At 61.0% G+C, this 23268-nt stretch carries 20 protein-coding genes and 2 pseudogenes; 13 read left to right on the top strand and 9 right to left on the bottom strand.

Annotated elements, in window-relative coordinates:
- Positions 1 to 21: 21 nt before the first annotated feature.
- Positions 22 to 384, top strand: a complete 363-nt coding sequence (locus ABEH28_RS09890) for a response regulator (protein WP_192172095.1) — start codon at positions 22 to 24, stop codon at positions 382 to 384.
- Positions 385 to 472: 88 nt separating this feature from the next.
- Positions 473 to 1678, top strand: a complete 1206-nt coding sequence (locus ABEH28_RS09885; RefSeq protein ID WP_346629939.1) for a glycosyltransferase family 4 protein — start codon at positions 473 to 475, stop codon at positions 1676 to 1678.
- A gap of 10 nt (positions 1679 to 1688) precedes the next feature.
- Here ABEH28_RS09885 and cobF read toward each other — a convergent pair whose 3' ends face one another.
- The 3 genes from cobF to ABEH28_RS09870 form a co-directional block, all read right to left on the bottom strand.
- Positions 1689 to 2450: a precorrin-6A synthase (deacetylating) gene (gene cobF / locus ABEH28_RS09880; RefSeq protein ID WP_346629808.1), complete on the bottom strand. Its 762-nt coding sequence runs from the start codon at positions 2448 to 2450 to the stop codon at positions 1689 to 1691.
- A 71-nt stretch (positions 2451 to 2521) separates the two neighbouring features.
- Positions 2522 to 2923: a type II toxin-antitoxin system HicB family antitoxin gene (locus ABEH28_RS09875; protein WP_192172097.1), complete on the bottom strand. Its 402-nt coding sequence runs from the start codon at positions 2921 to 2923 to the stop codon at positions 2522 to 2524.
- A 35-nt stretch (positions 2924 to 2958) separates the two neighbouring features.
- Positions 2959 to 3141 (bottom strand): type II toxin-antitoxin system HicA family toxin, encoded by a 183-nt coding sequence (locus ABEH28_RS09870; RefSeq protein ID WP_122534807.1) that lies wholly within the window; start codon positions 3139 to 3141, stop codon positions 2959 to 2961.
- Positions 3142 to 3524: 383 nt separating this feature from the next.
- On the opposite strand from ABEH28_RS09870, the pseudogene ABEH28_RS09865 reads away from it, so the two are divergent.
- The 10 genes and pseudogenes from ABEH28_RS09865 to ABEH28_RS09820 all read left to right on the top strand — a co-directional run.
- Positions 3525 to 3683: pseudogene (locus ABEH28_RS09865) on the top strand (type II toxin-antitoxin system RelE/ParE family toxin); the annotation flags it as partial.
- Positions 3676 to 3996, top strand: coding sequence for a helix-turn-helix transcriptional regulator (locus ABEH28_RS09860; protein WP_282372596.1), 321 nt, complete (start codon positions 3676 to 3678; stop codon positions 3994 to 3996). The pseudogene ABEH28_RS09865 and the gene ABEH28_RS09860, both read left to right, overlap by 8 nt.
- 71 nt (positions 3997 to 4067) lie before the next feature.
- Positions 4068 to 4973: an AraC family transcriptional regulator gene (locus tag ABEH28_RS09855; RefSeq protein ID WP_192172099.1), complete on the top strand. Its 906-nt coding sequence runs from the start codon at positions 4068 to 4070 to the stop codon at positions 4971 to 4973.
- 242 nt (positions 4974 to 5215) lie between these two features.
- On the top strand, positions 5216 to 6538 hold the full coding sequence (locus tag ABEH28_RS09850) for a sugar ABC transporter substrate-binding protein (protein WP_192172100.1): 1323 nt from the start codon (positions 5216 to 5218) through the stop codon (positions 6536 to 6538).
- Between the two features lie 74 nt (positions 6539 to 6612).
- On the top strand, positions 6613 to 7545 hold the full coding sequence (locus tag ABEH28_RS09845) for a sugar ABC transporter permease (RefSeq protein WP_192172101.1): 933 nt from the start codon (positions 6613 to 6615) through the stop codon (positions 7543 to 7545).
- A 10-nt stretch (positions 7546 to 7555) separates the two neighbouring features.
- The gene (locus ABEH28_RS09840) at positions 7556 to 8389 is read left to right on the top strand and encodes a carbohydrate ABC transporter permease (protein WP_065991391.1); all 834 of its coding nucleotides are present in this window, start codon (positions 7556 to 7558) and stop codon (positions 8387 to 8389) included.
- A gap of 163 nt (positions 8390 to 8552) precedes the next feature.
- Positions 8553 to 9656 carry a sn-glycerol-3-phosphate ABC transporter ATP-binding protein UgpC gene (gene ugpC / locus ABEH28_RS09835; protein ID WP_192172102.1) on the top strand — a complete coding sequence of 368 codons (1104 nt, stop codon included), beginning with the start codon at positions 8553 to 8555 and terminating at the stop codon, positions 9654 to 9656.
- Positions 9657 to 9689: 33 nt separating this feature from the next.
- The gene (locus ABEH28_RS09830; RefSeq protein ID WP_282372591.1) at positions 9690 to 11207 is read left to right on the top strand and encodes a mannitol dehydrogenase family protein; all 1518 of its coding nucleotides are present in this window, start codon (positions 9690 to 9692) and stop codon (positions 11205 to 11207) included.
- Between the two features lie 8 nt (positions 11208 to 11215).
- On the top strand, positions 11216 to 12709 hold the full coding sequence (gene xylB / locus ABEH28_RS09825) for a xylulokinase (protein ID WP_282372589.1): 1494 nt from the start codon (positions 11216 to 11218) through the stop codon (positions 12707 to 12709).
- A gap of 32 nt (positions 12710 to 12741) precedes the next feature.
- On the top strand, positions 12742 to 13677 hold the full coding sequence (locus tag ABEH28_RS09820; RefSeq protein WP_346629807.1) for a carbohydrate kinase: 936 nt from the start codon (positions 12742 to 12744) through the stop codon (positions 13675 to 13677).
- An 880-nt stretch (positions 13678 to 14557) separates the two neighbouring features.
- On the opposite strand, the gene ABEH28_RS09815 is transcribed toward ABEH28_RS09820, so the two are convergent.
- Positions 14558 to 15172, bottom strand: coding sequence for a hypothetical protein (locus tag ABEH28_RS09815; RefSeq protein ID WP_192172106.1), 615 nt, complete (start codon positions 15170 to 15172; stop codon positions 14558 to 14560).
- Positions 15173 to 15390: 218 nt separating this feature from the next.
- A complete protein-coding gene (locus tag ABEH28_RS09810) occupies positions 15391 to 16419 on the bottom strand; it encodes an alpha/beta fold hydrolase (RefSeq protein ID WP_346629806.1) in 1029 nt (342 codons plus the stop codon).
- Positions 16420 to 16742: 323 nt separating this feature from the next.
- Between ABEH28_RS09810 and ABEH28_RS09805 the strand changes: the two genes are divergently transcribed.
- Positions 16743 to 18482 carry a dipeptidase gene (locus ABEH28_RS09805; RefSeq protein ID WP_346629805.1) on the top strand — a complete coding sequence of 580 codons (1740 nt, stop codon included), beginning with the start codon at positions 16743 to 16745 and terminating at the stop codon, positions 18480 to 18482.
- A 68-nt stretch (positions 18483 to 18550) separates the two neighbouring features.
- Here ABEH28_RS09805 and ABEH28_RS09800 read toward each other — a convergent pair whose 3' ends face one another.
- From ABEH28_RS09800 to ABEH28_RS09785, 4 genes and pseudogenes are all read right to left on the bottom strand, one after another.
- A complete protein-coding gene (locus tag ABEH28_RS09800) occupies positions 18551 to 18856 on the bottom strand; it encodes a DUF1883 domain-containing protein (RefSeq protein ID WP_282373314.1) in 306 nt (101 codons plus the stop codon).
- 226 nt (positions 18857 to 19082) lie between these two features.
- Positions 19083 to 20645 (bottom strand): alkyl hydroperoxide reductase subunit F, encoded by a 1563-nt coding sequence (gene ahpF, locus ABEH28_RS09795; protein ID WP_346629804.1) that lies wholly within the window; start codon positions 20643 to 20645, stop codon positions 19083 to 19085.
- 158 nt (positions 20646 to 20803) lie between these two features.
- Complete coding sequence (ahpC, locus tag ABEH28_RS09790; RefSeq protein ID WP_065987199.1) at positions 20804 to 21367, bottom strand: alkyl hydroperoxide reductase subunit C; 564 nt, start codon at positions 21365 to 21367, stop codon at positions 20804 to 20806.
- Between the two features lie 179 nt (positions 21368 to 21546).
- A pseudogene (locus ABEH28_RS09785) lies at positions 21547 to 23172 on the bottom strand (ATP-binding protein); the annotation flags it as partial.
- Positions 23173 to 23268 lie beyond the last annotated feature (96 nt).

Here is a 23268-nt window from a genome sequence, read left to right as displayed (position 1 = left end):
TGCCTAATTAAGGAACTTTTCATGTCCGATTCACCCCGCACGATTCTGGTGGTCGAAGATGACAACATCGTCAGGATGTTGATTGTCGACGTCCTCGAGGAGCTTGAGTACACCGTGCTGGAAGCAGCCGACGCCGCCGAGGCCCTTGCGTTTCTGAACAACGCTGACCAGACCATCGATCTGATGATGACCGACCTGGGCCTGCCCGACATGAACGGTAAAGACCTCGCAAATCGGGCACGTGAGATTCGCCCCGACATCCCGGTGCTGTTCGCCAGTGGCTACGCGGATTCTGTTGATGTGCCGGAGGGCATGCACAATATCGGCAAGCCGTTTTCCATCGACCAGCTGCGTGACAAGGTGAAGGGCATCCTTGGCAACTGAGCATCTGACGCAGCGCCCCTCGCCCCATGTGCTGATTATCGGCTACGTCTGGCCCGAGCCGCGATCGTCAGCGGCCAGCGGCCATGTCATGCAGTTGATCGACTGTTTTCTCGAACACGGCTGGCAGATCACTTTCGCCAGCGCCGCCACCGAAGGCGAGCACAAGGCCGATCTCGCCGGATTGGGCATCACCGAAGTCGCCATCGCCCTCAATCACAGCAGCTTCGACGCCTTCATCGGTGAGCTGCAGCCCGACGTGGTGTTGTTCGACCAGTTCCTGATGGAAGAGCAATTCGGCTGGCGGGTGGAAAAACACTGCCCGAACGCGATCCGTCTGCTGGAGAGTTCCGACCTGCAGAGCCTGCGCCATGCCCGTCATCAGGCGGTCAAGGAACGCCTCGACGGCAAACCTGATGCTGACCTGACTGATTATTTTCAGTCGTCACGGGATCAGCTGTTCACCCGGATGGCAACCACTGACCTGGCCCAGCGCGAGATCGCCGCCATTCACCGCAGTGACCTGAGCCTGATGGTGTCGGATGTCGAAATCGGCCTGCTGACCGAGCGGTTTTCAGTGCCCGCCGCCCAATTGCATTGGGTACCGCTGCTTGTGAGGGAGGTGCCAGATGGCGCTCGCTCCTTTGAAGAGCGGGCGCATTTCATCACCATCGGCAACTTCCGCCACGCGCCGAACTGGGATGCGGTGCTGTGGCTGAAAAACACCGTCTGGCCGCTGATTCGCGCGCAACTGCCCGCAGCTCAGGTTCATGTGTACGGCGCGTATACGCCGCCCAAGGCCGCAGCGCTGCATAACGCCGCCCAGGGGTTTCACATCATGAACTGGGCCGAAGACGCGCTGGAGGTGATGGGCGCGGCGCGGATTTCCCTTGCACCATTGCGATTCGGCGCGGGGATCAAGGGCAAGATCATCGACGCCATGGTCTGCGGCACGCCGACCGTCACCACGCCCATCGGTGCCGAAGCCATGCACGGCGAGCTGGCGTTTCCCGGAGCCGTGGCCTGCGATGCGCGGGGGCTGGCCGACGCGGCCGTCAGCCTCTACACCGATCAGGCGCGCTGGCAACAGGCGCAACGGGACGGCTGGCAATTGCTGCCGGCGCGCTTTGGCCATGATCGACATTGCGCCGCGCTCATCGAACGCATACTCGCGTTGCGTGACACGCTCCAGGCCCATCGCACGGCCAACTTCACCGGCGCCATGCTTCGCCACCATCAGCACAAGAGCACGCAATACATGTCGCAGTGGATAGAAGCTAAAAACAGAAACGCTTGAGGCATTGTGCCTAGCGGACGGCGCGGCGCAGCAGGTAGGTGTCCATGATCCAGCCCTTCTGCGCTCGCGCTGTTTCACGCGCCTGACGTATCTGCGCGCTGACATCGTGCAGCGGGCCTGAAATGAGCATTTCGTCAGGGGTGCCCAGGTAAGCGCCCCAATAGATATGCAAGTCTTCATCGACAAACCGCTCGAAGGTGCAATGGGCGTCTAGCATCACCACGCTGTTGCTGATGTGCGCGCCCTGCTGCGCTGCTAGCTCCCGGCCGGTGGTAATGTGAATCGGCTCGCCAATGCGGTTCAGGCCGATGCGATGCCCGGCGGCCAGCGCCTGCACGCTGGTGATGCCGGGGATGACTTCATAGTCAAATGACTCGCGACCCCGGGCGAGCACCTGGTTGAGAATCCGCATCGTGCTGTCGTACAGCGCCGGGTCGCCCCACACCAGAAACGCCCCGGTCTGGCCGGCCTTTACTTCATCGGCAATCAACTGCTCGAACAGCACGGCGCGTTGCTCGTGCCAGTGTTCGATCCCGCTGCGGTAAGACGAAGAATCGTCCCTGCGCTTTGGATCGCTCACCTGCACCAGACGATAGTCATGCCCCTCGATATAGCGCTCGCAAATGTCCCGGCGTAACGCCAGCAGGTCGTCATTGGCGTAGCCCTTGTCGAGGATGAAAAACACCTGGGTGCGATTCAGCGCCTTGATGGCCTGAACGGTGATGTGCTCGGGATTGCCCGCGCCAATGCCAATCACAAGGATTTTTTTCATGGGGTGACGGTTCTCTGGAGACGTTCGCGGAAGGTGCTCGCAACGCCGCAGCCAAGCGGCATTGCGCGGACTTATTCGTGCAGCTCGCGCAACGCCGCTGTTGCCAGGAACCCCGAACGCGATCGGTAACGTTGATCGCTCCTGACGCGGGCATCGATGCGTTCCAGCAGCACTTCCGGCAACGTCGCATTGAACCGCACCGAGCGGCCAAAATACGGCGTCACGTCAAATTCGACCACAGCCCACACGCCTCCTTGATAGTCCGGGTTATTGATATGCGCGTCGATGTCCATCGGCTGCGGCAGCGCCTCGCCATCAGCGACCAGCCCTTCAAAGTGCAGCGCCAGGGCTTCTTTCACATTGTCCAGCGCCTGGCCAATGGTCGCGCCAGCGGAAAAACATCCCGAGATATCAGGCACGGTGACGCCGTATACCGAGTCGGGATCCTTGTGTAAAACGACGGGTAATTTCATGCTTTATCCTTCCGAGCTCATTCGCGTTGGGACATTCATTTGAGGCCGGCCTGTTTCAATATGCTGTGAACCGTCCCTTTTGGCAGGTCATCCTTGGGATGAGGAACCGTGACGCGTCCCTTTTTTAACGGGTGCTTGTATTGGCGATGACTGCCTTTGACCTCGACCACATACCAACCATCGTCCTCGACCATTCTGATCATGTCCCTGCTCCGCATCAGCCTATCCCTTTGTTGACTGATGTGGATAGTACACATCGAACTTTCATGCGCCACTTCGCGGAGAATTTTTTAAGCGACGGTATGTAACGTGGTCCCGAGGCGATCCTGCTCGCGCCCTCCCTGGCTGAAGACCTTCCCAATGACCCACTGCAGGCTTTTAGCCGGGAAGGCGTCGGACGTCACACCGCAGAAATGATGGCGTGCAAACTGGCCTCTTTCCGGCTGAAGCCGGTCCTACTGAAACACCGCGCTCCCCTAGTAGGACTGGCTTTAGCCGGGAAAGCGTCGGACGTCACACCGCAGGATTGATGGCGCTCAAACGGCCTCTTCCCGGCTGAAGCCGCTCCTACCGAACACCGCGGTCACCCAGTGGGACCGGCGCGGTTTACACATTGCGTTTCGGCGACGCGGTGTATGTGCTGCATTGTTTCCAGAAAAAATCGACTAAAAATATCAAGACGCCGCAAGCCGACATTGCTCTCATTAAAAATAGGCTGATGGCTGCCGAAGCCCATTGGACAGGACACAAACATGACTGAAATCGAACGCGGCACTGGCAATGTCTACAAAGACATTGGCGTCCCCAACCCGGAGGAGATGCTGGTCAAGGCTCAACTGGCCTCAGAGATCGGCAGCATTCTGAAGACCCGTCAATTAACCCAGATTCAAGCGGCGGAAATCCTCGGCATGCCGCAGCCCAAGGTGTCGGAGATGCTTCGCGGCAGGTTCAGAGGCATCAGCGAGACCAAAATGATTGATTGCCTGGCACGCCTCGGGCGTGACGTGCAGATCGTGGTCAAACCTGCACCGACGTCGCGGAAGGAAGGCCGGGTTGAGGTAGTCTTCGTTTAACGCCCGCATCTGTATTCCGCCCGGCAAATAGTGCACATTACTCCCACGCCACTCTCCAGACCGGCACACGCATGACCAAAACAACAAGAGTCACCGAACCTTCCTACGAGCTGATGGACGACCACAATGGCCTGTCGATCATCTACCGTGAGCATGGTTTCCCCTGCCCGCTGGTGCGCTGGCATTTCCACAAGGAATACGAGCTGCACCTGATCGTTGCCAGTTCCGGCAAGGTCTTCGTCGGTGATTACATCGGCAACTTTTACCCTGAGACCCTGTTCCTCACCGGCCCCAATCTTCCGCACAACTGGATCAGCCAGATCGAAGAAGATGAGGTCGTGCCCAAGCGCGACATGCTGGTGAATTTCACCGAAGAGCTGCTTGAAAGCGGCAATCAGGTCTTCGCCGAACTCAAGACCCTGGCGCCACTGCTCGAGCGCGCCCGGTACGGCATCGAATTCCGCTGCAAGCGCACCCTCCGCCAGGCCACCAAATTGATGCAGAAAATCGCCGACACCACGGGCATGACCCGCCTGGGGCATTTCTTCATTCTGTTGGAATTGCTGGCGGCCAGTGATGATTTCCAGCTGTTGTCGGGCACCACCGCCTCGCAGCTGTCCGACGATCACGCCGTGGAGCGCACCAACAAGGCCGTGGAATATATCTTCACCCACTACGCCCGCGAGTTGCCGCTGGAAGAAGTGGCAGAGTACCTGGGCATGAAGCCGACGTACTTTTCTCGGGTGTTCAAGCAGGCGACCGGTCGCTGCTTCGTCGAATTCGTCAATCGCCTGCGCATCAGCAAGTCCTGCGAACTGCTCGCCGACGGCGACCGGCCGGTGACGGATGTCTGCTTCGAGTCGGGTTTCAATAACATCTCCAACTTCAATCGGCGCTTCCAGAAGCTCAAAGGGATGACTCCCTCCCACTATCGCCGCCTCGCCGTACAGCGCCTGACCGAACAAAACCTGTACTGATTCGTTACCCGTTCGCACCCTTCAACTACGCTGGAACTGCCCCGCACCATGCGCGGGCGCAGTTCTACGACGTGGCCGGCTGAATTCCCGGTGCAAAAAAGTATCAGTTCAAGTGCGCCGCAGGATTTGTCAACCAGCGCGTACAAGGCTGTAATCAGCTGACATTCTTCCTGGCCTCCGGAAGAAACAAAAACAATAACCAAGCTTCTGACGTCAGCCTTGGCGCAGAAGAGGAGTGATAAATGAAGACCTCTGCAAACGTTCTCCTTGCCGGTACCTGTCTGACCCTCCTGTCTCTCTGCACCACCGCCACAGCCGGTGAAGTCACCATCGCCACCGTCAACAACAGCGACATGATCCGCATGCAGCGGCTGTCCAAGACCTTCGAAGAACAGCACAAGGACATCAAGCTCAAGTGGGTCGTGCTGGAAGAGAACGTGCTGCGTCAGCGCCTGACCACCGACATCGCCACCAAGGGCGGCCAGTTCGACGTGCTGACCATCGGCATGTACGAAGCCTCACTCTGGGGCGCCAAGGGCTGGCTCAAGGAAATGAACGATCTGCCTGCGTCCTACGCGCTGGACGACGTGTTTCCTTCGGTACGTGATGGCTTGTCGGTTGATGGCAAACTCTTCGCCCTGCCGTTCTATGCAGAAAGCTCGATCACCTACTACCGCAAAGACCTGTTCAAGGCCGCCGGCCTGACCATGCCGGAGCGTCCGACCTGGACGCAGATCTCCGAATTCGCCGACAAGCTCACCGACAAGTCCAAGGAACAGTACGGCATCTGCCTGCGCGGCAAGGCCGGCTGGGGCGAGAACATGGCGCTGATCACCACCATCGCCAACTCCTTTGGCGCGCGCTGGTTCGACGAACAATGGAAGCCGCAATTCGACCAGCCTGAATGGAAGAACGCGCTGACCTTCTACACCAACGTGATGAAGAAGGACGGCCCGCCCGGCGCTTCCAGCAACGGTTTCAACGAAAACCTCGCGCTGTTCAACAGCGGCAAGTGCGCAATCTGGGTGGATGCCAGCGTCGCCGGCTCATTCGTCACCGACAAATCCCAGAGCAAAGTGGCTGACAGCGTAGGCTTCACCTATGCGCCCCATGAAGTCACAGACAAGGGCTCAGCGTGGCTGTACTCGTGGGCACTGGCGATCCCGACCAGCGCGAAGAACGACAAGGACGCGCGCGCTTTCACCGAATGGGCCACGTCCAAAGAGTACGCCGCGCTGGTCGCCGAGAAAGACGGCGTGTCCAATGTGCCGCCAGGCACCCGCGCATCGACCTACACCGATGCCTACAAACAAGCCGCGCCGTTCGCCAATATCACCCTGGAATCCCTCAAGGCCGTCACGCCGAAAGCGCCGACCCTCAAGCCGGTGCCGTACGTGGGCATCCAGTTGGTGACCATCCCCGAGTTCCAGTCGATCGGCACCTCCGTCGGTCAACAGTTCTCGGCGGCATTGGTGGGCACCTCCAGCGTGGATCAGGCATTGACCAGCGCGCAAAGCGTGGCCGAGCGTGAAATGAAGCGCGCGGGTTACCCGAAAAAGGGCTGACACCCGCTGCTAGAAGGCGGCAGGCGCCGATTGCCTGCCGCCCACGTTCACGCTTCTGCCGGCTCGGAGTCAACATGAACACCTCAACCCTCACCCCACGCACCGCTGCGGCCGATGACAAATCGTCCGTCAAAGGCAGCGTCACCAAGCCCGGCTGGTTTCTGGTCAGCCCTTCGGTGCTGTTGCTGCTGGTGTGGATGATCGTGCCGCTGGGCATGACCATCTACTTTTCGCTGATCCGCTACAACCTGCTCAATCCCGGCGAAAACGAATTCGTCGGGCTGGAGAACTTCGAATTCTTCGTCACCGACGCAGGCTTCCTGCCCGGCGCCATGAACACGCTGTTGCTGGTCGGCAGCGTGCTGGCCATCAGCGTGATCCTCGGCGTACTGATCTCGGCGCTGCTGGAGGCCAGTGAATTCCTCGGTCGCGGCATCGTCCGCGTGCTGCTGATTTCGCCGTTCTTCATCATGCCGACGGTCAGCGCGCTGATCTGGAAGAACCTGATTTTCCACCCGGTGTCCGGCATCCTCGCCTGGGTCTGGAAGCTGTTCGGCGCCCAGCCGGTGGACTGGCTGGCCAATTACCCGATGCTGTCGATCATCATCATTGTGTCGTGGCAGTGGCTGCCCTTCGCGATCCTGATTCTGATGACCGCCATGCAGTCCCTGGATCAGGAACAGAAAGAAGCGGCGCGTCTGGATGGTGCCGGCCCGATCGCGATCTTCTGGCACCTGACCCTGCCGCACCTGGCGCGCCCGATCGCCGTGGTGGTGATGATCGAAACGATCTTCCTGCTCTCGGTGTTCGCCGAAATCTTCACCACCACCAACGGCGGCCCGGGCTTCGCTTCCACCAATCTTGCGTACCTGATCTACAACCAGGCACTGCTGCAATTCGACGTGGGCATGGCATCGGCAGGCGGTTTGATTGCCGTCGTGATCGCCAACATTGCTGCAATCATCCTGGTACGGATGATCGGCAAAAACCTCACCGACAAGTCTTGAGGGCAAGGCCATGATGACGCTCAAACAATCCCGTCGCCTGCAAAGTGCCCTGCTCGGCACCTTGTCGTGGCTGATCGCGGCGCTGATTTTCTTCCCGATCTTCTGGATGGTCCTGACCAGCTTCAAGACCGAGATCGACGCGTTCGCCACGCCGCCGCAGTTCATTTTCACGCCGACCCTGGAAAACTACCTGCACATCCAGGAGCGCAGTGACTACTTCCACTTCGCCTGGAACTCGATCCTGATCTCTTTCAGCGCGACCATCCTGTGCCTGCTGATCGCCGTGCCGGCGGCCTACTCCATGGCGTTTTTCGAAACCAAGCGCACCAAAGGCACGCTGCTGTGGATGCTCTCCACCAAGATGCTACCGCCGGTGGGCGTGCTGATGCCGATCTACCTGCTGGCCAAGACCTTTGGCCTGCTGGATTCGCGCATCGCGCTGATCGTGATCTACACGCTAATCAACCTGCCGATCGTGGTGTGGATGATTTACACCTACTTCAAGGACATTCCCGGAGAGATTCTCGAAGCCTCGCGGCTGGACGGCGCCACCACGCGTCAGGAAATCTTTCGCGTGCTGATCCCGATCTGCAAGGGCGGGCTGGCCTCGACGGCGCTGCTGTCACTGATCTTGTGCTGGAACGAGGCGTTCTGGTCGCTGAACTTGACTTCATCGAATGCCGCGCCCCTGACTGCGCTGATCGCCTCGTATTCGAGCCCTGAAGGCTTGTTCTGGGCCAAGTTGTCGGCGGTGTCGACCTTGGCCTGCGCGCCGATCCTGATCTTCGGCTGGATCAGCCAGAAACAACTGGTTCGCGGGCTGTCGTTTGGTGCCGTGAAATAACCGAAACATGAGGGTTCCCACGCTCTGCGTGGTAACCAGCGACCGGACGCTCCGCGTCCAAAGCGCCGACGCAGAGCGTCAAGGGCGGCGTTACCACGCAGAGCATGGAACGATCCCGCCGTTGATGATTTCGACATTTTGAAGAATAAAACTGGAGCCCATCATGGCTAACCTGACAATCAGAAATCTGCAAAAAGGCTTTGACGGCCACCAGATCATCAAAGGCATCGACCTGGACGTGAAGGATCGCGAATTCGTGGTCTTCGTCGGTCCGTCGGGCTGTGGCAAATCCACCCTGTTGCGCCTGATCGCCGGCCTGGAAGACGTCACCAGCGGCAGCATCGAGCTGGATGGCCGCGAGATCACTCAGGTGACGCCCGCCAAGCGCGACCTTGCGATGGTGTTTCAGACCTACGCCCTGTACCCGCACATGACCGTTGGCAAAAATCTGTCGTTCGCACTGGACCTGGCGGGCACACCCAAGGCCGAGGTCAAGAAAAAGGTCGATGAAGCCGCGCGTATCCTCGAGCTCGGCCCGTTGCTGGAGCGCAAGCCCAAGCAGCTGTCGGGCGGTCAACGCCAGCGGGTGGCGATCGGTCGCGCCATCGTGCGCAACCCGAAAATCTTCCTGTTCGATGAGCCCCTGTCCAACCTCGACGCCGCCCTGCGGGTGCAGACCAGACTGGAGCTGTCGCGCCTGCACAAAGAGCTGCAGGCAACGATGATCTACGTCACCCACGATCAGGTCGAAGCCATGACCCTGGCCGACAAGGTGGTCGTGCTCAACGGCGGTCGCGTCGAACAAGTCGGCTCGCCGCTGGAGCTGTACCACCACCCGGCCAACCTGTTCGTCGCGGGCTTTCTCGGCACGCCGAAAATGGGCTTCCTCAAGGGCATCATCAGCGGCGTCCAGGCCTCGGCCTGCGAAGTCACCCTGGACGCCGGGACAAAAGTCCTGCTGCCTTTCACCAACGCGCAACAGAGCGTCGGCGACTCGGTGACCCTGGGCATTCGTCCCGAGCACCTGGAGCTGGCCAACGAAGGCGATTGCCAGTTGACCGTCATCGCCGACGTCAGCGAACGCCTCGGCAGCGACACCTACTGCCACGTGCGCACCACTTCCGGCGAGCCGCTGACCATGCGTATTCGTGGGGACCTGGCCAGCCAGTACGGCGAGACCCTGAAACTGCACCTGAACAGCGCGCACTGCCACCTGTTCGACGCCCAGGGCCAGGTCATCCGCCGCGCGCTGCAGGCCGCTGCCTGATCCCTCGCACTCCACCGAATTCGGGACACCGTCATGAAACTGAACAAGCAGAACCTCTCCAACCTGGGCGCCGGCATTGCCATCCCAGCCTACTCCCTCGATGAGCGCCGCCAGGGCATTGCTCACATCGGCGTCGGCGGTTTCCACCGCGCCCACCAGGCGTTTTACACCGATGCGCTGATGTCCCTCGGCGCCAATGAAGGCAGCGGCGAAGGCCTGGACTGGGCCATCTGCGGGGTCAGCCTGCGCGAAGAAGACCGCGGCAACTTCGAGGCGCTGAAGGGCCAGGACTTCCTCTACACGCTGTTCGAACTGGGCGACACCCCGGACACCGAAACCCGCGTGATCGGCGCCATGAGCCAGATGCTCATGTCCACCGACAGTGACCTGGCGCTGATCGACAAACTGGCCAGCGCCGACATCCGCATCGTCTCGCTGACCATCACCGAAGGCGGCTACTGCATCGACGACAGCACCGGCGAATTCATGAGTCACCTGCCGCAGATCCAGTACGACCTCGAACACCCCGCCACGCCAAAAACCGTATTCGGTTACCTGTGCGCCGCCCTGACTCGCCGCCGCGCGGAAGGCACACCGGCGTTCACCCTGATGTCCTGCGATAACCTGCCGCACAACGGCGCCGTGACCCGCAAGGCCCTGCTGGCGTTCGCCCAACTGCGCGACCCGGAGCTGCACGACTGGATCGCTGAAAACGTCAGTTTTCCCAACGCCATGGTTGACCGCATCACGCCGATGACCAGCACCGCCCACCGCCTGCAGCTGCACGACCAGAAAGGGATTGATGACGCCTGGCCGGTGGTCTGCGAACCCTTCGTGCAATGGGTGCTGGAAGACAAGTTCGTCAACGGCCGCCCGGCCTGGGAGAAGGTCGGCGTGCAGTTCACCGACGACGTGACCCCGTACGAAGAAATGAAAATCAAGCTGCTCAACGGCAGCCACCTGGCGCTGACCTATCTCGGCGCGCTGAAGGGCTATCGCTTCGTCCACGAAACCATGAATGACCCGTTGTTCGTCGACTACATCCGCACCTACATGGACCTGGACGTCACCCCGCAACTGGCGCCGGTGCCGGGCATCGATTTGACCGAGTACAAACAGACCCTGATCGACCGCTTTTCCAATCAGGCCATCGCCGATCAGTTGGAGCGGGTGTGCTCCGACGGCTCGTCGAAATTTCCGAAATTCACCGTGCCGACCATCAACCGTTTGATCCTCGACGGCGGCAACATGGACCGAGCCTCGCTGGTGGTCGCGGCCTGGGCGCTGTACCTGCAGGGCAACCGCACGGGCGATTTCACCGGCGAGAACGGCGTGCCGTACACCGTGGTCGACCCGCGCGCGGACTTCTGCAAGGCGCTGGTGGCCGATGACGTGCTGGTCACTCAGCGGCTGCTTGAAGTGGAAGAAATCTTCGGCGCGGCGATTCCCCAGTCTGCCGAGTTCGTGGCATCGTTCGAGCACAACCTGAACAGCCTGAAAGAACTGGGCGTCAGCAAAACCCTGGAAAACCTGTTGGCGAAAACCGTCTGAGGTGGAACATGTTTCTCGGCATCGATTGCGGCACCCAAGGCACCAAGGCGATTGTTCTGGATGCGGTCAGCGGCAAGGTTCTGGGCGAAGGCTCGGGTGCGCACCACATGATCAGTGGCGCCAACGGTCGCCGCGAACAGGATGTGCAGGAATGGCTCGACGCGTTCGAGCAGGCGACGGCGGCGGCGTTGCAACAGGCTGGGGTGTCCGGCGCGGACATCGAGGCCATCGGTGTGTCCGGGCAGCAACATGGCCTGGTCATGCTCGATGACTCAGGCCAGGTGCTGCGCCCGGCGAAGCTGTGGTGCGACACCGAATCCACCCCGGAAAATGATCGCCTGCTGGCATATCTGGGCGGTGAAGCCGGTTCGCTGGAGCGTCTGGGTATCGCCATCGCGCCGGGCTACACGGTCTCCAAACTGCTGTGGAGCAAAGAGCAGTTCCCCGAACTGTTCGCCCGCATCGACAAGATCCTGCTGCCCCACGACTACCTCAATTACTGGCTGACCGGCCGCAGCTGCAGCGAGTTCGGCGATGCCTCGGGCACCGGTTATTTCAATGTGCGCACCCGCGAATGGGACCTCGACATTCTTCAGCACATCGATCCCAGTGGTCGGCTGGTCAATGCTTTGCCGGAACTGATCGAGGCGCATCAGCCGGTGGGCACGATTCTTCCTGCCATCGCCCAGCGGCTGGGCCTCAATCCTAACGCCATCGTCTCCAGCGGCGGCGGCGACAACATGATGGGCGCGATCGGCACCGGGAATATTGCACCAGGCTCAATCACCATGAGCCTGGGTTCGTCGGGCACGGTCTACGCCTTCGCCGACGCCGGCAACGTCAGCGCGCAGCCGTCAGTGGCGACCTTCTGTTCCTCGTCGGGCGGCTGGCTGCCGCTGATCTGCACCATGAACCTGACCAACGCCACCAGTGCCATCCGCGAGCTGTTCGCCCTGGACATCGGCGCCTTCAACGCGGCGGTCGCCTCCTCACCGATTGGCGCCCAGGGCGTACTCGTGCTGCCGTTCCTCAACGGCGAACGCGTGCCCGCCCTGCCCCACGCCACCGGCAGCATTCTCGGGCTGGACAGCACCAACCTGACCCAGGCCAACCTGTGCCGCGCGGTGGTCGAGGGCACCACCTTCGGCCTGCGTTACGGCCTGGACCTGTTGCGCGACAGCGGCATTAAAAGCGATAACATCCGCCTGATCGGCGGCGGCGCCAAAAGCGCGATCTGGCGGCAGATCGTCGCCGACATCATGGACACGCCGGTCATCTGCACCACCGGCACCGAAGCGGCGGCACTGGGCGCAGCAATTCAGGCGGCGTGGTGTCATTCCCACGCCGATGCCGGGGGTGTCGGCGACGGCGAATCGCTGCAGGCGCTGACCGAACGTTGCGTCAGCCTCGATCCGGCCAGCGAAACCCGGCCGGTTGCCGAACACGTTACGGCGTATCAGGCGGTTTATCAGCACTATCGCACTCAATTGCAGGGCCTCTGACGGACAGCCCCGTCGGCCTTTATGGAGCAACTATGTATCTGGTCTGTGGCGAAGCACTGTTCGACTTTTTCTGTCAGCCGGACAGCGGACAAAGCAACAAAGTGGGTTATCAGGCCATCGCCGGCGGTTCGCCGTTCAACGTCGCCGTGGGGCTGCGCCGGCTGGGCATCGATGCCGGGTTCTTCGCCGGCATCTCCAGCGATTACTTGGGCAAGCGCCTGTTGAAAGTGCTGGCTGAAGAAGGCGTGCGCGATGACTTTCTCGTGCACATCGACGCGCCGACTACTCTGTCGATGGTCGCCGTGGGTGCCGACGGTTCGCCGCAGTACAGTTTTCGCGGCGAAGGCTGCGCCGACCGGATGCTGAGCGTTGAGAGTCTGCCAACGCTGGACGACAGCGTGCGGGGCCTGCACGTGGGTTCGTTTTCGCTGGTGGTGCAGCCGATCGCCGACGCGTTGCTGACGCTGGTTCGGCGGGAAAGCGGCAAGCGGCTGATTACCTTCGATCCCAACGTGCGGCTGAATCCGGCGCCGAGCATTGAGCTGTGGCGCGGTCAGGTGGCGAAGTTTGCCGAGCACGCGCACATCATCAAGGTCAGTGATGAGGACCTGGAGCTGTTGTATCCGCAGAAGGACGCGGCGGCGGTGGCCGAGGGCTGGCTGAAGGACAATTGCCAGTGGGTGATCATGACCCGCGGGCGTGAGGGCGCGACGATATTCACGCGGGCGCTGGGTACGTGGTCGGTGGCGGCGCGCAAGGTGGAAACGGTGGATACGGTGGGTGCCGGTGATACGTTTCAGGCGGCGCTGATTGCGTTTCTGACGGAGCGGGGTCTGGATGCGCCAGCTGCTCTGGCGGGCGTGGACCGGGAGACGCTGACGAAGATGCTGGAGTTTGCGGTGACGGCGGCGGCGGTGACCTGTACGCGGGAGGGGCCGGATTTGCCCTATCGGGCGGAAGTCGTTTAGCGCCGAGCACTCTTAAAAGCAAAATCAAGATCAAGGGCGTCTGCCTGGGGGCAGACTGTTTCGCCTTCGGCGAGTTACTTGGAAAAGCACCCCAAGTAACCAAGGGTGCTTGCTCCTGGCTTGGTTCCTCCTTCGTCGGAATACCATCACTCCGACGACGCTCCGTGGGCCCGCGCCGAACGGACATCCATGTCCTGACGGCGCTCTCGCGGCATCCATGCCGCTCGGCCCACTCCGCGTCGTCTGCGTTCAGCCTGCACCCAAGTCGCGATTGGCGGCGTTTGGGCTTTTTGTGTAGGAAGATCAAAAGTAGATCAAGAGCTTCCCGGCTGAAGCCGGTCCTACAGTCGGCGCCCTTCCTGCTGACTGCACGCGCTGCTGTTAGTGGGACCGGCTTTAGCCGGGAAGAGGCCAGCTCAGGCGCCGACAATTTTGCTGATTGCCCCCTCCTTGTGGGAGCGAGCTTGCTCGCGAATGCTTTATCCAACACGCCAGATATCCGATGGATGTACCGGCCCCTTCGTGAGCAAGCTCACTCCCACACGTCCTTGGCGCTTGACCCGCCCTCGATCTGCTTCTGATCTGCTTTTGATCTTGATCTTCAAACACATAACCCTCAGACGACACCTATCGCGACTTTGGTGCAGGCTGAACGCAGGTTTCGCGGAGTGGGTCGAGCCGCAGGGATGCGGCGAGAGCGCCGTCAGGACATGGATGTCCGTTCGGCGCGGGCCCACGGAGCGGGACCGGAGTGAAGGAACCCGACGAAGTCGGGCCAAACCGAGAGCAAGCACCCTTGGTTACTTGGGGTGCTTTTCCAAGTAACTCGCCGAAGGCGAAACGCTCTGCCGTTAGGCAGAGCACCCGAGGCGCCAACAGATCAGGCCATTTCCGCCTTTGCCATGGCGATCCTGGTCTTCACCTCCCGCTCAGCGACCTGCTGATCCGTCTTCTGCTTCTGCAGCTCGGTCACCTGCTTGTCAACCGCCGCCTGCTCTTCCGGCGTCATGGCGTCGTATTCCGCCTTGCTGACGCCCGTCAACCGCTGCCGCACCTTCTCCGCGTCGGTCTGGTTCATGTAGGACAGAAACTGATCCTTCACCGAACCCGCGCCGTCAGAACCCGCCGTGCCATCACTGGCCGCCAGTTCATCGGAGACGGTCTTGCTGACGCTATCAGACGACGCGACCTGCTTGTCAGCGCTGGACACAAACGCCGCAGCCGCGGCTGCCTTGTCATCGTCCGTCACCGACGACGCCGTGTTGGCCGCCGCTGCTTTCAGGTTCACCATCATTTTGGCAAACGACTCGTCGTAGCCCTGCTTGCCGTCATTGCTGCTTTGCGCCGCGCCTTCACCATTGCTCGCAATCGCCGCCACGGGTGTGGCAGCGCCGGCCATGGCGCTGTTGTAGGCATCCGTGTCCGTCGTGGCGTAATGGGTGTGGCTTACGGCCTTCGACACGAACTGCTGGATGGCACTGTTGCCGATTAACATCTTTCACCTCCTGTTCAGGTTGTCCGATGTACCCCGACAACAGCAAAACCGATGCCATACCGCCTGATCCACCTGAAAGGCCCGCCAGCACTGGCCTGCAGACCACGCGCCAGGGCGTGATGAGCCGCGTAATCGACAATGCTTGCCGTCTGCGGCAGGTTCTCGCCGCCGGCTTGCCGTCCTGGCCAGTGCGCCGCTGACAACCGGAGGCCGCCGTCCTATTTGAGGAACGCCTTCACCGCCTCGTTCACCTTGTCTGCTTCACACGCCGGCGCCATGTGCCCGCAATCGCTGTTGAGCACCAGCAACTGCGCGCGCTTTTGAGCGGCCAGCGCCTTGGAAGGCGCCGGGTCTACCATGCGGTCCTGTTCTGACGTGATGACTAACAGCTGCGCCTTGATATTACCGGCCAGCGCGGCCATATCGCCCTGACGCAACAGATCAAAGGACGTCATGGCCTGCAATTGCCGGTACCAGTCGACCGTACTGAACGGCTGGCCACCTGTTGAAGCAGGAACGTTGCCGCCAGGCGCAGGCCTGTTCCCCGCCGGCTTGGCTGCAGCACGCTCCGGTGTCCATAGATAACCGTTGTGTACCGCCGTGAGCTGCTTGAACACCGTGCCCGGCCCATAGTTGCCGTTGTTCCAGCCCGGCGCGTGTTCGATGGCGGCAAGTTCTGCATTCCATGCCTGCAGATCGCGCTCGGTCGGGTGCGGCGTGCCGACGATGGTCACCACCTTGCTGGCGAAGTCCGGGTACATCACCGCCCACTGCAAGGCCTGCATACCGCCCATGGAAATGCCGACGATGGCGTGGGCGTGATCGATGCCCAGGTACATGGCGAGCAAGCGATGCTGCGCCTTGACCATGTCGCGAATACCGAACTGCGGAAACTTCAGGCGCGGCGCGCTGAGGCTGTTGGACGGCGAGCAGGACACGCCGTTGCCGATAGCGTCCATCGCCACCACGTACCAGCGATTGGTGTCGACCAACTTGCCGGGTCCGATCATGTCGGCCTGGTCGGACGTCCGCCCGGCGAGCCAGGTGGTCACCAACACGACGTTATTGCGATCTTCTGCCAGGGTGCCGTAGGTGCGATAACCCAAGTCGCAACGGGTGATTTTGCCGCCGGTCATGTTCAACGAACCGATGTTCACACGCTGCTGCTCTGCCGCCTGGCAGATGCCTACACTCATCATGACCAGCAACGCACGCAGCGTCCGGTCAGCGTAATGACGCAGTTTCATGGAGTTCCTCAGTGAGATAGCCGGGCGTGGTAGCGCCTGAAAGGTTTGCGGCTACGGAAAACCATGTACATCAACACCATGCCGTCGCGCTGCGCCATCAGCGTAGACGGTTATGGCGTATGAGCGAGGCGGGTTCACGCCTATTTTTTCAGGGCATTCAATGGCCTGAGTCATTTACGGTTCTGCGCCGCTTTTCCCCTTGAAGGCGACAGATATCACAAGGAGGACTCCCCCTGTTCCACCGGCGATGGTAGCGTGCGGTGGTTTCTGATCGAATGATCAGACATTTCTCTCAACATGCCTGCCAAGGAATGCCCCACCCAATGGACTTTTCGCTCAAAAAACTCGCCGCCGCCACTTTGATGTTCGCCGGCGTCTCCGCCTTTGCACCGGCTGCCTTTGCCAACCTCACCGCGCAACAAAGCAGCACGATTGTCGGCAGTCTCAAAGAAAACGCGGTCACGGATTTCCGCCAATTCCTCAAGACGATCAGCACCACCGACGTCGTCAAGGCTGCCGGCATCGAGCCGGCGATCAACGCCTTCCTCGCCAATAAAAAGCTGTCCGCCGATGAGCAGAACGATATCCATCGCCTGCTGGGGATTTATGCGCGGGTGAAATACGGCAGCGCCGCCACCGAAACCCTGCGCGAGCTGGTCGCCATTCCTACGTTCCAGACTGAAGGCGTCGCACAGCACGACAACCCGGCGTTCATCAAGATGGCCGAGAAAATCAAAACCCTCGCGCAGTCGTTCAACCTGACCTTCCGCAACATCGACAACCGCGTGTATGAAATCTCCCTTGAGGGCGCGGGCCCTGAAGTGGTCGGCATTCACGCCCACGCCGACGTCGTGCCGGTCACATTGGACAACTGGGTGCTGGCCGATGGCACTCGTCTGGATCCGTTCAAAATCACCCTGATCGGCGACCGCATGTACGGGCGCGGCACCGAGGACGACAAGAACGGCATCGTCGTCGCGCTCTACGCCATGAAGGTGATCAAGGAAGAAAAGCTGCCCCTGGCGCGCAACTTCAAGCTGCTGATCGACACCACCGAAGAAACCTCCGGCGACGCCATTCCCTACTATTTCGAACGCAACCCGACGCCGGCCTACAACCTGGCGCTCGACGGCAGCTACCCGGTGGTCATCGCGGAAAAGGGCTACGGCACGGTCATGGCCAGCTTCGCCCGTCGCACCGCCGAAGGCACTGGCGCGGAAATCACTTCGATGACCGGCGGCATGGCCACTAACCAGATCCCGTCAAAATCGGTCGTCACGCTGGTCAGCGATCAACCCGCTGAACTCGCGGCCGAGTTGCAGAAAGCCGGCGCCGAGTACGCCCAGCGCAACGGCGGCAACTTCAAGGTCGACGCGGAAGTGGCCGGCAAGGACGTCAAGCTGACCGTCACCGGCGTGTCGGCGCATTCTTCCGAGCCAGAATCGGGGGTCAACCCGGTGGCGCGGATGCTCGATTTCATCAACGGCCTGGACGGTAAGGTCGCGCTCAAGCACAACGCGATCACCGACGCCGCGCGCTACGCCGCTGACAACTGGGGCCTGGATTACTTGGGCGCCAAACTGGGCGTCGGCTTCAGTGATGAGTTCATGGGCCCGCTGACGGCCTCGCTGACTTACGTGGCGATGGACGACAAGGCCTTCAAACTGGCAGTCAATCTGCGCGTGCCAAGGGGCAAATCACCGGAAGCGCTGAAGGCGGAAATCGCACGGAAGCTGACCGCCTGGACCCAGCAGAGCCATATCACGCCGGGCTTCAATTACTCGATCGCCGAGCCGATGTACCGCAATCCCGAGGGCGAGTGGGTCAAGGCGCTGCTGGCCGTGGCCACCGAGAACCTGGGCATGGAGCACAAGTTCGGCACTTCCGCCGGCGCCACGTCCGTGCATGAGCTGCCCAACGGAGTGCAGTTCGGCCTAGCCAAACCCGACGTCAAATACACCGGTCACACCGACGCCGAGTTCAAGACCACCGAGCAGTTCCTGCTGGACTTGCAGATCGTCACCGAGATGATGGGCCGCATCGGTCAGCTGCCGAAACTCTGACCCCCTGCCCCAGGCCCGCTGCAATGGCGGGCCTGATTCGCGCCGCTGAATGTGCAGTCATCAGCCACTCAGTTTTGGAGCTTCGAGCCTGTCCGGCGCACGATTTTGATCGAGTGTTTGAGGTTGGGCTTGCGCGTCACGCTGATCGCCCGTTGGGTGACCGTGTCCAGGGTGATGTTCCAGAAGCCGGTGCTGGGCACGACGATCTTCGCCGGAAAGCGGTCGAAGGCGCCGCCGTGATAAGTGTGGCGACCGCCGTTCTTGAAGCTGCGGAAGTTGGCGTCACTCATGAGGCGGATATTGCAGGCGTTCGAGGACTCGATCACCACGATGTCGCCTTCATTCAGGTGTTCGCGTTGGTGGATGAATTTCACGGGGATCTCAAGGCAGTGATGAAAACGGCCGCGAGAATATCATGGAGGCCTGGCTCCACAAGGCGGGTCGCCTAAATCAAAGCGCAAAAAAAACCTCATGATCGCTCATGAGGTTTTGCTTTTAGTGGGACCGGCTTTAGCCGGGAAGAGGCCAGTCTGTACACCATCATTTTGCAGTGTGGCAACCGAAGTCTTCCCGGCTGAAGCCGGTCCCACTAATAAACCATCACGCCGGGGCGCTGGTGCGGATCAGGTGGTCGAAGGCGCTGAGGGAGGCTTTGGCGCCCTCGCCGACCGCGATCACGATCTGCTTGTACGGCACGGTGGTCACGTCGCCGGCAGCGAAAATGCCCGGGATCGATGTCTCGCCGCGTTGGTCGATGATGATCTCGCCCCGTGGCGACAGCTCGACGGTGCCCTTGAGCCATTCAGTGTTCGGCAGCAGGCCGATCTGCACGAAGATGCCTTCCAGCTCAACGGTTATTTCCTCACCCGTGAGGCGGTTCTTGTAGCGCAGGCCGTTGACTTTCTGGCCGTCACCGGTCACTTCAGTGGTCAGCGCGCTGGTCAGGACCGTCACGTTGGGCAGGCTGTGCAGCTTGCGTTGCAGCACTGCATCGGCGCGCAGGTTGGCGTCGAATTCCAGCAGGGTCACGTGGGACACGATACCGGCCAGGTCGATGGCCGCTTCGACGCCGGAGTTGCCGCCGCCAATCACCGCGACGCGCTTGCCTTTGAACAGCGGGCCGTCACAGTGCGGGCAGTACGCCACGCCCTTGTTGCGGTATTGCTGCTCGCCCGGGACGTTCATTTCACGCCAGCGTGCGCCGGTCGCCAGAATCACGGTCTTGCCTTTCAGCACGCCGCCGCTGGCGAACTTGACCTGATGCAGGTCGCCATTCTTGCCGGGAATCAACTGCTCGCCGCGCTGCAGGTTGATGACGTCCACTTCGTACTGCTTGACGTGCTCTTCGAGGGCGACCACCAGCTTCGGCCCTTCGGTGTGCTGCATCGAGATGAAGTTCTCGATCGCCATGGTGTCCAGCACCTGGCCGCCGAAACGCTCGGCTGCCACGGCGGTGCGGATGCCTTTACGGGCAGCGTAGATCGCTGCGGCGGAACCGGCCGGGCCACCGCCGACGACCAGAACGTCGAAGGCTTCTTTAGCGTTCAGCTTCTCGGCCTGACGATCACCGGCGCTGGTGTCGATCTTCGCCAGAATCTCTTCCAGGTTCATGCGGCCCTGGCCGAACAGTTCGCCGTTCAGGTAGATGCTTGGCACCGACATGATCTGACGGTCGGTGACTTCTTGCTGGAACAGGCTGCCTTCGATGGCGACGTGCTGCACGTTCGGGTTGAGCACGGCCAGCAGGTTCAGTGCCTGAACCACGTCCGGGCAGTTCTGGCAGGTCAGCGAGAAGTAGGTTTCAAACTTGAACTCACCGGTCAGGCTACGGGCCTGCTCGATGGTTTCCTCGGAGGATTTGGACGGGTAACCGCCGACTTGCAGCAGTGCCAGCACCAGCGAGGTGAATTCGTGGCCCATTGGCAGACCTGCGAAGCGCAGCTTGATGTCTTGGCCCGGGCTGTTCAGGGCGAAGGACGGCGTGCGGGTATCGCTGCCATTGGTGTCCAGGGTGATCTTGTCGGAGCTGCTGACGATGTCATTGAGCAGGGCCAGCATTTCCTGGGATTTTGCGCCGTCATCAAGGGACGCAATGATCTCGATCGGGCGAGTGATCCGCTCCAGGTAAGATTTCAACTGAGCTTTAAGATTGGCGTCCAACATGGTTCGGCTTCCTTCTTCACTTTCAGGGTCTGGATCCGCTTCGGAATCCAGCGAGTTCTACAAAAAAAACGCCCGAACGATAACCGCCCGGGCGTTTTTTGGGGGCGATGCGGTTTACGTGCCTACGGGCTCATCGCCCCCGATCCGGTCATGACGACTTAAATCTTGCCAACCAGGTCCAGGGACGGTGCCAGAGTGGCCTCGCCTTCTTTCCACTTGGCTGGGCAGACTTCGCCCGGGTGAGCAGCGACGTACTGAGCCGCCTTGATTTTGCGCAGCAGCTCGGAAGCGTCACGGCCAACACCGCCGTCGTTCAGTTCGACGATTTTGATTTCGCCTTCCGGGTTGATCACGAACGTGCCGCGGTCAGCCAGACCTGCTTCTTCGATCAGGACGTCGAAGTTGCGGGAGATTTTCAGGGTTGGGTCACCGATCATGGTGTACTGGATTTTGCCGATGGCTGGCGAAGTGTTGTGCCAGGCAGCGTGAGCAAAGTGAGTGTCGGTGGAAACGCTGTAGATTTCGACGCCCAGTTTCTGGAACTCGGCGTAGTTGTCCGCCAGGTCTTCCAGCTCGGTTGGGCAAACGAAGGTGAAGTCAGCCGGGTAGAAGAACACCACAGACCATTTGCCTTTCAGGTCGGCGTCCGACACTTCTACGAAGTTGCCGTTCTTGAAAGCAGTTGCCGTGAACGGTTTGACTTGGCTGTTGATGATAGGCATCAGTGAATCTCCTGAGGGTTGTGGAAATGGGTGTTACAAATTCGATGGGGAGGATACTACGCAAAATCGTCGGCAAGAACTCATTGGCAAAGCTCATGCTAACGATTGGTTTTGACTATAAGGATGCTTTATTAATAGAAGACGTTGTTGATGGACGGTCGGGGCCGGGGAAGGCGCGTTCAGTCTGACTCGATCAGGCTTCGCACGCGCACCGCAAGTTCGTCGATGCTGAAGGGTTTGGTGAGCAGATCCATGCCATCGTCGAGAAAGGCGCCACGCACCTCGGCCTCTCGCGCATAGCCGGTCATGAACAGAACCTTCAGGCCGGGGCGGTGCTGACGGGCCACCTCCGCCAGTTGACGACCATTCAAGCCCGGCAGTCCGACGTCCGTCACCAGCAGATCGACCGGATCGCTGCCCTGCAGGACCGGGAGCGCCTCATGGCTGTCGCAGGCCACGATCACGCGGTAACCCAGCTCCTTCAGCACATCCACCACCAGCATGCGCACATCGGGCTCGTCTTCGACCACCAGCACGCGCTCGCCCTGACTGGCGCGAGGCGGCTCGATGCTGGGGTTCACGACGGGCGCACACTCGGCGGCAGCCTCATGACAGGGAAGCAGCAAATCGATCCGCGTGCCGCGCCCTTCTTCGCTGGAAATACTGACCCGGCCGCCGGTCTGGTTGATGAAGCCGTAGACCATCGACAGGCCCAGCCCGGTGCCCTGCCCGATCGGCTTGGTGGTGAAGAACGGATCGAAAGCCCGAGCGATGACTTCGCTGGACATGCCCATTCCGGTGTCCTGCACGCGAAGGCGCACGTAGTCGCCCGGCGCCAGCGCATCCTGCAACAGGGCGATGTGGGTCAGCTCGGTCTGAATCAGCAGCCGCCCGCCATCGGGCATCGCGTCGCGGGCGTTGATCACCAGATTGAGCAAGGCGTTTTCCAGCTGGTGCTCATCGGTGTTGGTCAGGCACGAGGTCCCGTGCAGATCGACTTCCAGCTCGATGCTTTCGCCGATGGTGCGGCGCAGTAACTCTTCCATCGACGCCACCATGTGATTGACGTCCACGGGGCATTGGTTGAGCGACTGGCGACGGGCGAACGCAAGCAGGCGATGGGTGAGTGACGCGGCGCGGTTGGCCGAGCCCATGGCAGCCTCGATGTAACGATCGATCTCCGACACGCGACCTGCGGCCACCCGCCGCTGAATCAGGTCCAGCGCGCCAAGCACGCCGGTCAGCATGTTGTTGAAATCGTGGGCAATGCCGCCCGTCAACTGGCCGATCGCGTCCATCTTCTGCGCGTGGCGCAGGGCCTCTTCGGCCTGGGCGCGCTCGCTGATTTCAATCTGCAGGCGCTCATTGCTCTCGGCCAGTTCACGGGTACGCGCGGCGACACGCTGCTCAAGACTCTCGTTCAGCTCACGCAGCGCATCTTCGGCACTGACTTGCGCAGTGATGTCCGTGCTGGTGCTCAGCCAGTGGGTGATGCTGCCGCGGTCGTCGCGGATCGGCAACGCACGGGACAGGAACCAGCGGTACTGGCCGTCTTTGCCACGCAGCGGGAAGGTGTCTTCCCACAATGACCCGGTCGCGAAACAGCGCTGCAGGCGCGACTCGACGCGCTGGCCATGGTCAGGGTGATGCAACGATCGCCAGCCCAACGCCATCATCGCCTCGTACGAGGTGCCGGTGTAACTGTACCAGCGCTCGTTGTACCAATGGATGCGCCCGGCCGGGTCGGCGATCCAGGCCAACTGACTCATGTTGTCGGCGAGGCTGCGAAACTGCCGCTCACTTTCCTCAAGCGTTTCGGTTCTGGAAAGCGCCTGGTCGTCAGGTCCTGCTGGATTCAAGGGCATGGCTGCCGAAAAACTCGTGCTGGTCAAAGAGTGGGT

The sequence above is a fragment of the Pseudomonas sp. Ps21-P2 genome (assembly GCF_039672565.1).
GTDB lineage: Bacteria > Pseudomonadota > Gammaproteobacteria > Pseudomonadales > Pseudomonadaceae > Aquipseudomonas.
Note: the sequence above shows the minus strand (reverse complement) of the source record. Positions and strands in the feature narration are given on the sequence as shown.